This is a genomic window from Pseudomonas sp. QL9, assembly GCF_041409665.1.
In the GTDB taxonomy this organism is placed as follows: Bacteria; Pseudomonadota; Gammaproteobacteria; order Pseudomonadales; family Pseudomonadaceae; genus Pseudomonas; species Pseudomonas knackmussii.
The window spans coordinates 1,377,777-1,390,980 of the sequence record NZ_CP166971.1; the positions used below are offsets into that span (position 1 = coordinate 1,377,777).

Below are 13,204 nucleotides of genomic sequence, written 5' to 3' on the forward strand. Positions count from 1 at the left end.
GCATGCTCGTCTGCCCGATCTGCCAGGCCAGCCTGGAACGCCACGACAACGCAGTGAAGTGCCCGGCCGGGCACAGCTTCGACCGCGCCCGCCAGGGCTACCTCAACCTGCTGCCGGTGCAGCACAAGAAGAGCCGCGACCCGGGCGACAACGCCGCCATGGTCGAGGCGCGCCGGCAGTTCCTCGGCGCCGGTCACTACGCCCCGCTGGCCAAACGCCTGGCCGAGCTGGCCGCCGAGCGCGCGCCCGCACGCTGGCTCGACATCGGCTGCGGCGAGGGTTACTACACCGCGCAACTGGCCGAAGCCCTGCCGGGCAGCGACGGCTACGCGCTGGACATCTCCCGCGAGGCGGTGAAGGCCGCCTGCCGCCGCGCGCCGCAGCTAACCTGGATGGTCGCCAGCATGGCCCGCGTGCCCCTGGCCGACGCCAGCTGCCAGTTGCTGGCCAGCGTGTTCAGCCCGATCGACTGGAACGAAGCCGCGCGCCTGCTGCCGCCCGGCGGCGGCGTGCTGCGCCTCGGCCCGGCGCGCGACCACCTGCTCGAGCTGCGCGAGCGCCTGTACGACGAAGTCCGCGAGTACGTCGAAGACAAGCACCTGGCCGACCTGCCCGCCGAGCTGCAGCTAGCGCACACCGAAAGCCTCAGCTTCCGCATTGCACTCGACACCCGCGAAGCCCGCGAAACCCTGCTGGCCATGACCCCGCACGGTTGGCGGGTCAACGCCGAACGCCGCGAGCGCATTCTCGCCGAGCCTTTCGAGGTGACGGTCGCGGTGCGCTACGATTGGCTGGAACGCCAGATCCCCTGACCGCCACCCTTCGCCCCGCCCACAGACGCTGAGAGGACGCCATGCGCCAACCCGATATCGAGATCTACCTCAAGGACGCCGATCAGGCCGCAGTGGGCGAGTGGCTGGCAAAGGCACTGGGACCGTGCAGCGAATGGCGCGCCCAGGGCGAGACCTTCAAGTGCATGGCCGACAGCCCGAGCGGCATGATCCCGCTGACCTGGCTGCCGAAGGCGGTGGGCAAGTGGCACAGCCTGTTCATCGACAGCGACGCCACGCCCTGGGACGACGACGTCGCCTGCGCGCGTGCGGCCAATGCGGCGCTGGGTGTCGAGGTGCGCTGCGCACCGGGCAGCTGGAGCGAGGAACAGGGTGAGGAAGATGCGGATCGCTGGCTGAAGGTGACCGCCGAGGGCGTGCAGGAAATCACCTGGCGTACCGGCTGAAACACGAAAACGGCGTTTCCGCTGATGCGGCGCCGTCTATAGAGGCCTTCCTGTTCGGGGAGGCTGAAAAATCAAAGGCCCGTCTCACGACGGGCCTTTGATTTCGGGGGCTCAGACCTTGGCGACGTCTTCCGCCTGCAGGCCTTTCTGACCCTGGATCACCGAGAACTCCACTTTCTGGCCTTCGACCAGGGAGCGGTGACCTTCGCCACGAATGGCACGGTAGTGAACGAAAACGTCCGGACCGCTATCGCGTTGAATGAATCCATAACCCTTGGCGTCATTGAACCACTTGACGGTTCCGACCTCACGATCAGCCATTACCACACTCTCCAACTTTCGATTTTATTTTTGGTTGGCCCCCGGGAATGAGGACTGCAACGGCTCGACAGGCGGAGAGCTGTCCGGGTTGACCATCCAGGGCCGGAGCCGAGTTGGAAGGGCAATTCGAATAACACCCCAATGACGACCGCGGTCCCGAGTATATAAATCAAAAGTTACAGCTGAAAAGCAATTTTTCATCAACTGCAGAGGGTCATGACCAAACTGGCCAAAGTGCCATTTTACGGGGCTTGCAGGGCCATTTAGGTGCATCGGCGAGGCGTAAACACGGCGTATTCTTGCGGGTTCGTCCTGTGCGCCGGCGCACATTTTCGATGCACGCCAGTACCGTCACCGGCGGGATTTCGGTACTGGCGTTCCAGCCGTTCAGGGTCTCTTCGCGGTGATCTCGGCCAGGTGCCTGGCCAGCGCCTTGTACTGGAAATCCTCGATGCGATACGCCCAACCCGCACGCGCCTGGACCTGGCCGTCGGCGAATCCCTTGGCGCTGTCGATGATCAACCAGGGATGGCCGCCCTGCTCGTGCACCTGCCCGCGCAGGCTCGCGCCATCGAAGGTCTTCAGGCTGAAAGTCAGCTCCGGTGCACCATTGAACTGCACCTGGTCCAGCGGCGCCGCGTCGGCGAATGTCAGCTGGCCGAAGGGCGTGCCCATGCCATTGGCCACCGCCTCGTAGGCCAGCTTGGCATCCTTGGGCAGTTCGCGTACGCGCAGGTTGGGCTCCTCGGGCTTGTCGCGGAACACCGTCAGGGTCTCGCCCTGGGGATAAGTCACCGCAACTTCGGCGATCTTCTCGAAGGGAATGCTGGTGACCCGGCGATCCAGCCAGTCGAGTTCGTCCGGCGGCAGGCGCAGGTCCTTGTCGATCAGCCAGACCTGGTTGTCACCCGGCTGGCGCACCAGCCGCCCGCCCTGCTGCGAGGCCTTGCCCACCAGCAGCTCCAGCGGCGCGCCGCCGGCCCGCTCCAGGGTCAGCCGCACGGCGGCGCCGGGGCCCTGCTCGGCCAGCTCCAGCTGGGCGAAGTTGCCCGGCTCGCGGGTCTTCGCCTCCACCTTGCGGGCCTGGGCGAGGTCCTGCAGGAGGTCGCCGATCAGGCGCCCGGCGGCGGTGTAGTCGGCCTTCGCCGGCATCACCCAGCGGCCGTCCTGGCGCGCCACGCGGATATCCGGCTGGCCGGGGCGCTGGATCTTCACCGCACTCACCTGCTGCACCTGCAGGCCCGGGAAGTAGTGGCTCTCTTTCGCTGGAGCCCTCTCCGGCTCGCGCTGCAGCCAGGCATACAGCCCTCCCAGCAACACGGCCAGGACAACCAGCAGCATCAGACTCTTGCGTTGCATGCCCGCCTCCTCAGGCCTGGCGCCGACGGCGCCACCACCACAGGACGAGCACGCCCAGGGTCAGCAGCAACGGCACCGCCGCGATATTGATGATCTTCAGGGTGCGCCCCAGCGCCTCGATGTCGGCGTTGAGCTGGAACTGCACATCACGCAGCTCCTTGCGGATGCGCACGCGCTCCTGGATGAACTGCTGCACCGCAGCCTGCTGCTCGGGCGTCAGTTCCAGCGTCTTGCTCGGGTCCTGGTTCTGCAGCGCGGCGAGCTTCTGCTCGGTGTCGGACAGGCGCTGCTTGAGCCCATCGGCCTTCTCGCGGAAGCGCGTCTCGGCCTGCCGCTGCAACTCGTCGACCACGGTGAACGGCCGGCTGAAGCGTCCGCGCGAACGCACGCTGATCAGCGCGTCGGAGCCGGCCAGGTTGTCCAGCGCGTTGATCACGAAGCTGGCGTTGTCGGCCCAGGGCTGCGGCACGCGCTGGCCATAGAAGTCCTGCACCTGTACCCACATGCGATCGGTGAGCAGGTCGGTGTCGGCCACGACGATCACGTTGATGTTCGCCGCGCTCTTGAGGCCGTCCTTGTGCCCTTCGATGCCATTGGGATAGGCGCTCTGCACCGGCCCCTGCACGCGAGCCGCGATGGCGTAGCGGTCACCGCTCGGTTTCAGCTGCGCCATCAGCTCACCCGGATCACGGAGCGTGACGAAGCGTTGTACGTCGAAGGGCATTGCGAAGGCCGAACTGCGCACCAGCGGGGTGAAGCGGGTCTTGGCGTCCTTCAGCGGCTCGAGGATGCCGGCCGTGGCGACGGTCAGGCTGTCCAGTCCGGCGGTGGCCACGTCGCCGGCGTCCAGCGCCTTGCTGTCCAGGTTCAGCCACGCCGGGTGGTGCGCCGCCCGCTGGCCCTGGCCCATGCTCACGGACATCGCATAAGTGCCGTCCCCCAGCACCTTGCCCGGCAGCATCTGCAGGCCCCAGCTCTTGAACAGCGGCTCCAGGTCCGAGGACGGCAGGCCACCGTTCTCCAGCATGCCCATGTCGGAAGACTTGTCCGCTTCGCTGTAGGGATCGACGAACGCCAGCAGCTTGCCGCCGCGCAGGACGAACTGGTCGATGGCGTAGAGGGTCTGCTGCGGCAGGTTCTTCGGATGCACCAGCATCAGCACACTGATGTCATCGGGGATGGCATCGATGTCGGGCTTGAGGCTCTTCAGGTCGAACTGCTGGCGAATCTCCTCGAGCAGCATCCAGGGCGAGGTCGGCTGCTGCGTCTGCATGTCGAAGCCGCCGTTCATCTGCAGCGTACTGAGCAGCCCGACCACCGGCCGCTTGGGATGCGCCAGGGCATTGATCAGGCGACTGACGTCGTACTCGAGGAACTCCTCGTGGTCCGGCTGGAAGAACGGGATCACCTGGGTGTTGTCCAGCGCATCGGTGCCGGCCAGGCCGAAGTAGACGGTGTCGCCGCCTTGCGACAGCGGCACGGCCTGCAGGCCCAGCTCGGCCGCGCGGTCCTCCTCGGCGGAGAACGGCTGCGGGTCGATGATGTGCAGGTGGAGCTTGCCGCCCGCCTCGCGCTCGTAGGCCTTGAGCAGCTCCTCGACGCGCTTGGCGTAGTTGCGCAGCGGGACCAGGTCCTTGGTGCCCTTGTCCGAGTAGAAGAAGTACAGGTTGATCGGCTCGCCGATGGAGCCGAGGACCTTCTTCGTGCCATCGGAAATCGTGTAGAGCTTCTGTTGCGTCAGGTCCAGGCGCGCGCCGGTGAAGGCCACTCCGGAAACCAGGTTGAAGGCCAGGAACAGCAGGGCGATGACCAGCAGGCCGGCCCCGGAAAACATCACTTTCTTCATCAGGGCTTCCTCAGTCGGCTTTCTTCAGGTCGACCACCACCGCCGTGGCGGCGAGCCAGGCGACGATCAGGCTGACGAAAAACAGCAGGTCGCGCAGGTCGATGACACCCTTGCTGATCGCGTCGAAGCGGGTCAGGAAGCTCATCGAGGCCACCGCGTCGAGTAGCCACTGCGGTGCCCAGCCGCTGAACGCGTCGAGCACCAGGGGGAAGCCGCTGACGATGAAGACGAAGCACATCACCACCGCGAGGATGAAGGCGATCACCTGGTTCTTCGCCAGCGCCGACATGCACGAACCAATCGCCAGGTAGCCGCCGGCCAGCAGCCAGCTGCCGAGGTAGCCGGCGAGGATCGCGCCGTTGTCCGGGTCGCCCAGGTAGTTGACCGTCAGCACCATGGGGAAGGTCAGCAGCAGGGCGATGCCGGCGAACACCCAGGCGGCGAGGAACTTGCCGGCCACCGCTTCCAGGCGGGTGATCGGCAGGGTCATCAGCAACTCGATGGAGCCCGACTTGCGCTCCTCCGCCCAGAGCCGCATGGCGATGGCCGGGATGAGGAACAGGTAGAGCCAGGGGTGGAAGTTGAAGAAGGCCGTCAGGTCCGCCTGGTCGCGCTCGTAGAAGTTGCCGAGGTAGAAGGTGAAGACCCCGGAGAGCACCAGGAAAATGACGATGAACACGTAAGCCAGCGGCGTGGCGAAGTAGCTTGCCAGCTCGCGCTTGAAGACCACGGGCAACTGCTTCATGCCGCCTCCCCTCGGGTCAGGGTGCGGAAGACTTCATCCAGCCGACCGCGCTCCACGTCCAGTTCCTTGATTCGCCAACCGCGCTCGGCGATCAGCGCGTTCACCTGCGGGAAGATCACCTCGCCCGGCCGGGCCAACACGGTCAGGCTGTTCTCCAGCGGGTTCTCCTCGACGCCGGCGACGCCCGGCAACGCGGCCAGTGCCTGGCGATCGAGAGCGTTCTCGCCAACCAGGGTCACCGCCTGGTGGTAACGCGAGCGGCTTTCCAGCTCGAAGGGCGTACCGTCCGCGACCAGCCGGCCATTGGCAATCACCACTGCGCGGGTGCAGACCGCGGTGACCTCCTCGAGGATGTGGGTGGAAATGATGACGATGCGCTCTTGCGCCAGGCTGCCGATCAGCTCGCGGACCTGGTGCTTCTGGTTCGGGTCGAGGCCGTCGGTGGGCTCGTCGAGGATCAGCACCTTCGGGTCATGCAGGATCGCCTGGGCCACCCCGACACGGCGCTTGAAACCCTTGGACAGCGTTTCGATGGACTGCCGGCGCACGTGCTCCAGCTCCAAAAGGCCGACCACGCGATCGACCCGCGCGCGCTTGTCGGCACCACGGTAGCCGCGCACCTCGGCGATGAACTCGAGGAAGCGGCCGACCGTCATGTCGCCATAGCAGGGCGCACCCTCGGGCAGGTAGCCGATCAAGCGCTGGGCCTGCAGGGTCTGGGTCTGGATGTCGAAGCCGTGGATGCTCGCCGTGCCCGAGCTGGGCGCGAGAAAACCGGTGAGCATCTTCATGGTGGTGGACTTGCCGGCGCCATTCGGGCCGAGAAATCCCAGGACTTCGCCTGGCTGCACGCTGAAGGACAAATCGTCCACTACAGCCTGCTGAGCGAAGCGCTTCGTGAGTCTGCTTATCTCGATCATGGTCTCTCACCATTGCGGTAAGGGCCCCGACCTTTCCCCGGCGCGGAGCCTTGATCAGCACCCGCCTTCCACCCGGAACTCGCAGCGCAGGCAGGCCTCCCCAAAATGCAGGCCGGACTATAAGAAGGCGACCAACGGCTATGCAAGACAGCCTGCACAGTGAAAAGTTTTCCAAATGCTGTCAAAGCAATAGCTGTTTTCTGGCAAGCGTTGGGAAATTTCCTATTACCGAGGAGCGGAACGGCATCATCGGCTGCCCGGCCAGAGACTCGACGAACCGCATTACGGTCGCCTTAAGAAATCCATGGCGGCTCGCCGAGCCCCTGATTTTTCCGCGCCGTTGCCGGCAAGCGGACGGAGATACCCGCCGGATTGCCGGGCCGGCGCCCTTTTGCCGGTCCGGCTATTGCGGCACACTAGCGTCCGCTTGGTTTGCCCCTGGCCTCTTTCAACTGCCTCAAGAGTCCGTATGCCCCGCTATCCGTTCCGTCGCTTCGGCTTTGGTGCCCTGCGCCGCCTGCTGTACCTCTGGGTCCGCTCGGAAACCATCAATCAGTCCTCGCTGAGCCTGAAGATCGACCGCAACAAGCCGGTGCTCTATGCCCTCCCGCAGCCGTCGGTGAGCGACCTCGCAGTCATCGACAACGAATGCCGCAAGGCCGGCCTGCCACGCCCGGTGATGCCGGTGGCGATCGGCGGCAGCGTCGAGCCGGCAGCCTTCTTCTACCTCACCCGCGAGCCCGACTGGTTCGGTCGCCAGGACAAGCGCGGCGCTCCGCCGGCGCTGGTGCGCACCTTGGCCGCACTGGAGCAGAACGGCGTCGACGATGCGCAGATCGTGCCGGTGAGCGTGTTCTGGGGGCAGTCGCCGGACAGCGAGAAGAGCGCCTGGAAACTGCTGTTCGCCGACAACTGGGCGGTGACCGGACGCCTGCGCAAGCTCGCGCGCATCCTCATCCTCGGACGCAAGACCCGCGTGCAGTTCTCCGCGCCCATCCACCTGCGCGAGCTGGTCGAACAGGGCAAGGGCCAGGAGCGCACCCAGCGCATGGTCCAGCGCATCCTGCGCGTGCACTTCCGCAACCAGAAGACCGCGGTGATCGGCCCGGACCTCTCGCACCGCCGTACCCTGGTCAAGGGATTGCTGCGCGCCCCGCTGGTGCGCCAGGCCATCCAGGAGGAGATGGACGCCCAGAAGATCTCCCAGGAGAAGGCCGAAGCCTCGGCGCTGCGCTATGCCAACGAGATCGCTGCGGACGTCTCCTACCCGGTGATCCGCTTCCTCGAAGTCACCCTGACCTGGTTCTGGAACAAGCTCTACGAGGGCGTGCGGGTCAACCACATCGAGCGCGTGCAGGACGTCGCCCAGGGCAACGAGATCGTCTACGTGCCCTGCCACCGCAGCCACATCGACTACCTGCTGCTGTCGTATCTGCTATTCCGCAACGGCCTGACGCCGCCGCACATCGCCGCCGGCATCAACCTCAACATGCCCATGGTCGGCTCCATCCTGCGTCGCGGCGGCGCCTTCTTCATGCGTCGCAGCTTCAAGGGCAACCAGCTCTACACCGCCGTGTTCAACGAGTACCTGCACACGCTGTTCACCCGCGGCTTCCCCACCGAGTACTTCGTCGAAGGCGGTCGCTCACGCACCGGGCGCATGCTCCACCCGCGCACCGGCATGCTCGCCATCACCCTGCGCAGCTTCCTGCGCGACTCGCGCCGGCCGATCGTCTTCGTGCCGGTCTACGTCGGCTACGAGCGCGTGCTCGAAGGCCGCACCTACCTGGGCGAACTGCGCGGCGCGGCGAAGAAGAAGGAGTCCATCTTCGACATCTTCAAGGTGATCGGCGCCCTGCGCCAGCGCTTCGGCCAGGTGTGGGTGAACTTCGGCGAACCTATCCACCTCGACGCCTTCCTGGAGCGCCAGGAGCCGGGCTGGAAGAAACAGGAGCTCGGCCCGGAGTACCGCCCGGCCTGGTTGTCGGAAACCACCAACCAGTTGGCCCGCGACGTCGCCCGCCACCTCAACGACGCGGCGGCGATCAACCCGGTCAACCTGGTCGCCCTGGCGCTGCTCTCCACCAGCCGCCTGGCGCTGGACGCGAACGCCCTGGCCCGCGTGCTCGACCTCTACCTGGCCCTGCTGCGCAAGGTCCCTTACTCGCCCAGCGCCACCCTGCCCGACGGCAATGGCCAGGACCTGATCGAATACGTGAAGAGCATGAACCTGCTCGCCGAACAGAAGGACGCGCTCGGCCGCATCCTCTACCTCGACGAGCAGAACGCGGTGCTGATGACCTACTACCGCAACAACGTCCTGCACGTGTTCGCCCTGCCGGCGCTGATCGCCAGCTTCTTCCAGAGCAAATCGCGGATCAGCCGCGAGCAACTGCTCACCTACACCCGCGCGCTCTACCCGTACCTGCAGCAGGAACTCTTCATCCGCTGGGACCTGGATCAGCTGGACGCCGTGGTGGACGAGTGGCTCGCCGCGCTGGTAGGCCAAGGCCTGCTGCGCCAGGAAGGCGACGCCTACGTGCGCCCGGCCCCCAGCTCACGCGAATACGTGCTGCTGACCCTGCTCGCCCGCGCCATCACCCAAACCCTGCAGCGCTTCTACATGGCGATCGCCCTGCTGCTCAACGCCGGGCAGAAGCAACTGAGCGCCGAGGAACTGGAAAACCTGAGCACGGTGATGGCCCAGCGCCTGTCGATCCTCCACGGCCTCAACGCCCCGGAGTTCTTCGACAAGACCCTGTTCCGAAACTTCATCCAGGCGATGCTCGACCAGGGCGTGCTGCGCAAGGACGAAGAGGGCAAGCTGAGCTACCACGAGAAGCTCGGAGAGATCGTCGAAGGCGCTGCCAAGCGCGTGCTGCCGGCGGAGATTCGCCTGTCAATCAGGCAGGTGGCGTTGGAGCGGCCGGAGCACGAAGGCACCAGCGCCGCAAAATAGTTCCAACATCCCGACAGCCGGTCAACGGACCTGATCGGCTGTGATCAAGGCCGCAATTTGCGCGGTGATTCGTGAAAAAAGTGTTGCTTTAAGCCCGCCTTAATAGTGTCACATTGCGACCATCACCCTTGACTCTGACGGAATCGACTTACAGAATCGCCGGCTTCTTACATACATCTCTGTACGAAACAAGGAAGTTGTTGTGTTCAAACGGATATTGGTCGTCTGCGTCGGCAACATCTGCCGCAGCCCCACCGCCGAACATCTGCTGCGCCAGCGCCTTGCTGGCAGCGACATCCAGGTCAGCTCCGCCGGCCTCGGTGCCCTGGTCGACAAGCCCATCGAAAGCAACGCGCTGGCCGCCCTCGAGCGGCATGGCGAGACGCCGCACGACCACCGCGCCCGTCAACTGACTTCCAGCCTGCTGCGCGACTCCGACCTGGTCCTGGTCATGGAGAAACGCCACCTGCAGGGCGTCACCCAGATTGCCCCCGAAGCGCGCGGCAAGACTTTCCTGCTCGGCAAGTGGCAGGACGACCGCGAAATCCCCGACCCCTACCGGCAGAGCACGGCCGCCTTCGAGCACGCCTACGCGCTGATCACCGAAGGCGTCGACGCCTGGGCCAAACGCATTCGCCCGACCCGCTAAGCCACACCTACACCGATAGAAGAAGAAGCAGTGCAAGCCATGCAGCAGCAACCCGCTATAGCCATGCAAGACCACGACGATGACGAGATCGACCTGCTCAGTCTGCTCGGCACCCTGATCGATCACAAATGGCTGATCGCCGGGATTACTGCGGGCTTCATGGCCGTTGGCGTGGCTTATGCGCTGCTCGCACCGCCCATCTATCGCTCCGATGCCATCGTCCAGGTGGAGGCGAAGAAACCGACCATTCCGGGCTTGTCGGATATGGGGGACCTGCTGGGTGCCCAGTCGGAAGCCATCACCGAGATCCAGCTGCTGACCTCACGTGCGGTGATCGGCAAGGCTGTGGATAACCTCAAGTTGAATATCGTGGTGAAGCCGTCGCGCTTCCCGCTGATCGGCGGCTTTATCGCACGTCACTTCCAACCCGAAACGACAACCGAAGTCGCAGCGCCGTTGTTCGGCCTGAGCCGTTTTGGCTGGGGTGGCGAAGAGCTGAAGATCTTCCAGTTGGAGGTCCCCGAGGTCCTGCTCGAGAAAGACCTCACGCTCATTGCCGGGGAGAACGGCGGCTTCACCCTGCTCGACGATGACGACAACGTGCTCGTCGAAGGCAAGGTCGGCCAGGCCTACGACCAAAATGGCGTGAAGCTCCAGGTCGAGAAACTGCAGGCCAACCCGGGCACGCATTTCAACGTTGTCCGTGAACGCCGCCTGACCACCATCCTCGACTACCAGGACAACCTCAACGTCAGCGAAACCGGCAAGGAATCCGGGATCATCAGCCTGTCGCTGGAAAACGACGAGCCCGATCGCGCGCTGCAGGTGCTGGACGAGATCAGCAAGCTCTACGTTCGCCAGAACGTCGAACGCGCCTCCGCCGAAGCGGCGTCCAGCCTGGAGTTCCTGCGTGGCCAACTGCCTGACGTGCGCCGTGATTTGGAGAAGGCCGAGGACGCGCTTAGCAGCTATCAGACTCGCGCCAAATCCGCGGACATCAGCCTGGAAACCAAGGCCCTGCTCGACCAGATCGTAGCCCTGGACACCAACATCTCCGAGCTGAAGCTGCAGCAGGCAGAGATGGACCGCAAGTTCACCCGCCAGCACCCGGCCTACCAGGCACTGCAGAAGCAGATCGGCGAACTGACCAGCAAGCAGAATGGCCTGTCGCGCAAGGTCGAAGGACTGCCGGCGACCCAGCAGGAACTGCTGGGCCTGACCCGCGACGTACAGGTCAGCACGGCCATCTACACCCAACTGCTGAACAAGGCCCAGGAACTCGACGTCATGCGCGCCGGCGCTGTGGGCAACGTGCGCATCATCGACACGGCCGACGTCGACACCACCAAGCCGGTCAAGCCGAAAAAGCCGCTCGTAGTACTGGTCGCCACCCTGCTCGGCCTGTTCTTCGCGATCGGCCTGGTGCTGCTGCGCAAAGCCCTTAACCGCGGTATCGAGACTCCGGACGCCATCGAACAACTGGGCCTGCCGGTCTACGCATCCATTCCGTACAGCGTCCTGCAGAAAGCCGAAGAGGATAAGCGCGACAAAGGCCGTGGCCGTGCCGCCAAGGCTGCGCCGCTCCTCGCCATCAGCCACTCGACCGACCTCGCCATCGAATCCCTGCGCAGCCTGCGCACCAGCCTGCACTTCGCCATGCTGGAAGCCGGCAACAACCGCCTGATGATCTCCGGCCCGAGCCCCGCGGTCGGCAAGACCTTCGTGTCCTCCAACCTGGCGGCCGTCATTGCTCAGACTGGCCAGCGCGTCCTGCTGGTCGACGTGGACATGCGCAAAGGCTATCTGCACAAGGTGCTGAACAGCGGCGAGGAGAACGGCTTGTCCGACCTGCTGGTGAAGCGCTGCGACTTCGCTACTGCCGTGCGCACCACCGACATCGAAGGCTTCCACTTCATTCCGCGCGGGCAGATTCCGCCGAACCCGTCGGAACTGCTGATGCACCCGAACTTCACCGCCTTCCTCGAAGAGGCGAGCAAACAGTTCGACCTGGTGATCCTCGACACCCCGCCGCTGCTGGCCGTGACCGATGCCGCCATCGTCGGCCGCCAGTCGGGCACGAACCTGATCGTCACCCGCTTCGGACTGAACCCGGCGCGGGAAATCGACCTGACCATCCGCCGCTTCGCGCAGAACGGCATCGAACTGAAAGGCGCGATCTTCAACGGCGTGGAAAAACGAGCCTCGGCCTACTACGGGTACGGCGGCTACGGCTACTACCACTACGAATACAAGTCGGACAAAGCCTGACCCCGGAAAGAGGCCACGGAAGGCCTCCATCTATGGATTCGTCGTTCCCGCGTAGGCGGGAATCCAGAAATGCAGCAGATGCAATTGACCTGCAGAGAGGGAAACATGCCGGACGCAACCGGAAAACAGTGGTACCTGATCCAGTGCAAACCGCGCCAGGACATGCGCGCGCTGGAGCATCTGGAGCGCCAGGGATACCAGTGCCTGCTGCCCACCCATGAAGTTGAGCGACTGCAAAAGGGAAAACTGCAGCAACTCACTGAGCCGCTCTTCCCCGGCTATCTGTTCATTCACCTGGATCGGGTGGACGACAATTGGCTGCCCATCCGCTCCACTCGTGGGGTCAATCAGATCGTGAGTTTCGGCGGTCGTCCCGCCCCCATCCCGGATGCCATCGTGAGCCAGTTGATCGCTCACCAAAGCAGTATCAAACCTGCCCTGAGCGCGGGCGACCGAGTAGCGATCTTCGAACCCGGCCTGCAGCAAATCGAAGCCATCTTCCTAGAGAAAAATGGCGACGGGCGAGTATTGCTACTTCTCAACTTACTTCAGCGCGAGATCGTAGTCAGCGTGGCACTCCACCGCGTGGCAACGATCGATGCTTAGTACTTTCAAAATAAAAGCATCAGATAACAAGGAACGTCCTGCATCGCCAAATTTCTAAGAATTCTGGACATAGCTCGTAAAACTCAAAAGATTCAAATCTGTATTTAACACCTACAGATATTAACCCCCAATAGATGGGGAGACACCGAGGCAAAGGAAGAAATGCAGCCATTCTGCATACTTCATCACCCTCACCAGCCCTGCCTAACGACCGGCAGGTCGACATTCACATGCCGCTAGCCAAGTTCTCAGGAAAACGACTAATAATCCTGGGGCGGTAGCGTGCCTATCTAT

At 64.2% G+C, this 13,204-nt stretch carries 11 protein-coding genes; 6 read left to right on the top strand and 5 right to left on the bottom strand.

What is annotated here, in order from left to right; genetic code table 11:
• Positions 1-2: 2 nt before the first annotated feature.
• Positions 3-812 (top strand): putative RNA methyltransferase, encoded by an 810-nt coding sequence (locus ACA097_RS06550; RefSeq protein ID WP_371369231.1) that lies wholly within the window; start codon positions 3-5, stop codon positions 810-812.
• A 41-nt stretch (positions 813-853) separates the two neighbouring features.
• Positions 854-1,237, top strand: a complete 384-nt coding sequence (locus ACA097_RS06555) for a hypothetical protein (protein WP_043249869.1) — start codon at positions 854-856, stop codon at positions 1,235-1,237.
• A gap of 111 nt (positions 1,238-1,348) precedes the next feature.
• Here ACA097_RS06555 and ACA097_RS06560 read toward each other — a convergent pair whose 3' ends face one another.
• The 5 genes from ACA097_RS06560 to ACA097_RS06580 form a co-directional block, all read right to left on the bottom strand.
• Positions 1,349-1,558 (bottom strand): cold-shock protein, encoded by a 210-nt coding sequence (locus ACA097_RS06560; protein WP_043249868.1) that lies wholly within the window; start codon positions 1,556-1,558, stop codon positions 1,349-1,351.
• 387 nt (positions 1,559-1,945) lie between these two features.
• Positions 1,946-2,917, bottom strand: a complete 972-nt coding sequence (locus ACA097_RS06565; RefSeq protein ID WP_371369233.1) for a DUF4340 domain-containing protein — start codon at positions 2,915-2,917, stop codon at positions 1,946-1,948.
• Between the two features lie 10 nt (positions 2,918-2,927).
• On the bottom strand, positions 2,928-4,763 hold the full coding sequence (locus ACA097_RS06570) for a GldG family protein (protein WP_371369235.1): 1,836 nt from the start codon (positions 4,761-4,763) through the stop codon (positions 2,928-2,930).
• A 10-nt stretch (positions 4,764-4,773) separates the two neighbouring features.
• Entirely contained in the window at positions 4,774-5,508 is a 735-nt protein-coding gene (locus ACA097_RS06575; protein WP_043249862.1) for an ABC transporter permease subunit, read from the bottom strand.
• Positions 5,505-6,428: an ABC transporter ATP-binding protein gene (locus tag ACA097_RS06580; protein ID WP_043249860.1), complete on the bottom strand. Its 924-nt coding sequence runs from the start codon at positions 6,426-6,428 to the stop codon at positions 5,505-5,507. The genes ACA097_RS06575 and ACA097_RS06580 overlap by 4 nt, the downstream gene beginning before the upstream one ends.
• Before the next feature lie 469 nt (positions 6,429-6,897).
• Here ACA097_RS06580 and plsB point away from each other — a divergent pair, with 469 nt between their 5' ends.
• From plsB to rfaH, 4 genes are all read left to right on the top strand, one after another.
• A complete protein-coding gene (plsB, locus tag ACA097_RS06585) occupies positions 6,898-9,387 on the top strand; it encodes a glycerol-3-phosphate 1-O-acyltransferase PlsB (RefSeq protein ID WP_371369237.1) in 2,490 nt (829 codons plus the stop codon).
• Between the two features lie 202 nt (positions 9,388-9,589).
• The gene (locus tag ACA097_RS06590; protein WP_043249854.1) at positions 9,590-10,036 is read left to right on the top strand and encodes a low molecular weight protein-tyrosine-phosphatase; all 447 of its coding nucleotides are present in this window, start codon (positions 9,590-9,592) and stop codon (positions 10,034-10,036) included.
• A gap of 39 nt (positions 10,037-10,075) precedes the next feature.
• The gene (locus ACA097_RS06595; RefSeq protein ID WP_371369240.1) at positions 10,076-12,304 is read left to right on the top strand and encodes a polysaccharide biosynthesis tyrosine autokinase; all 2,229 of its coding nucleotides are present in this window, start codon (positions 10,076-10,078) and stop codon (positions 12,302-12,304) included.
• Positions 12,305-12,373: 69 nt separating this feature from the next.
• A complete protein-coding gene (gene rfaH / locus ACA097_RS06600) occupies positions 12,374-12,910 on the top strand; it encodes a transcription/translation regulatory transformer protein RfaH (protein WP_371369242.1) in 537 nt (178 codons plus the stop codon).
• Positions 12,911-13,204 lie beyond the last annotated feature (294 nt).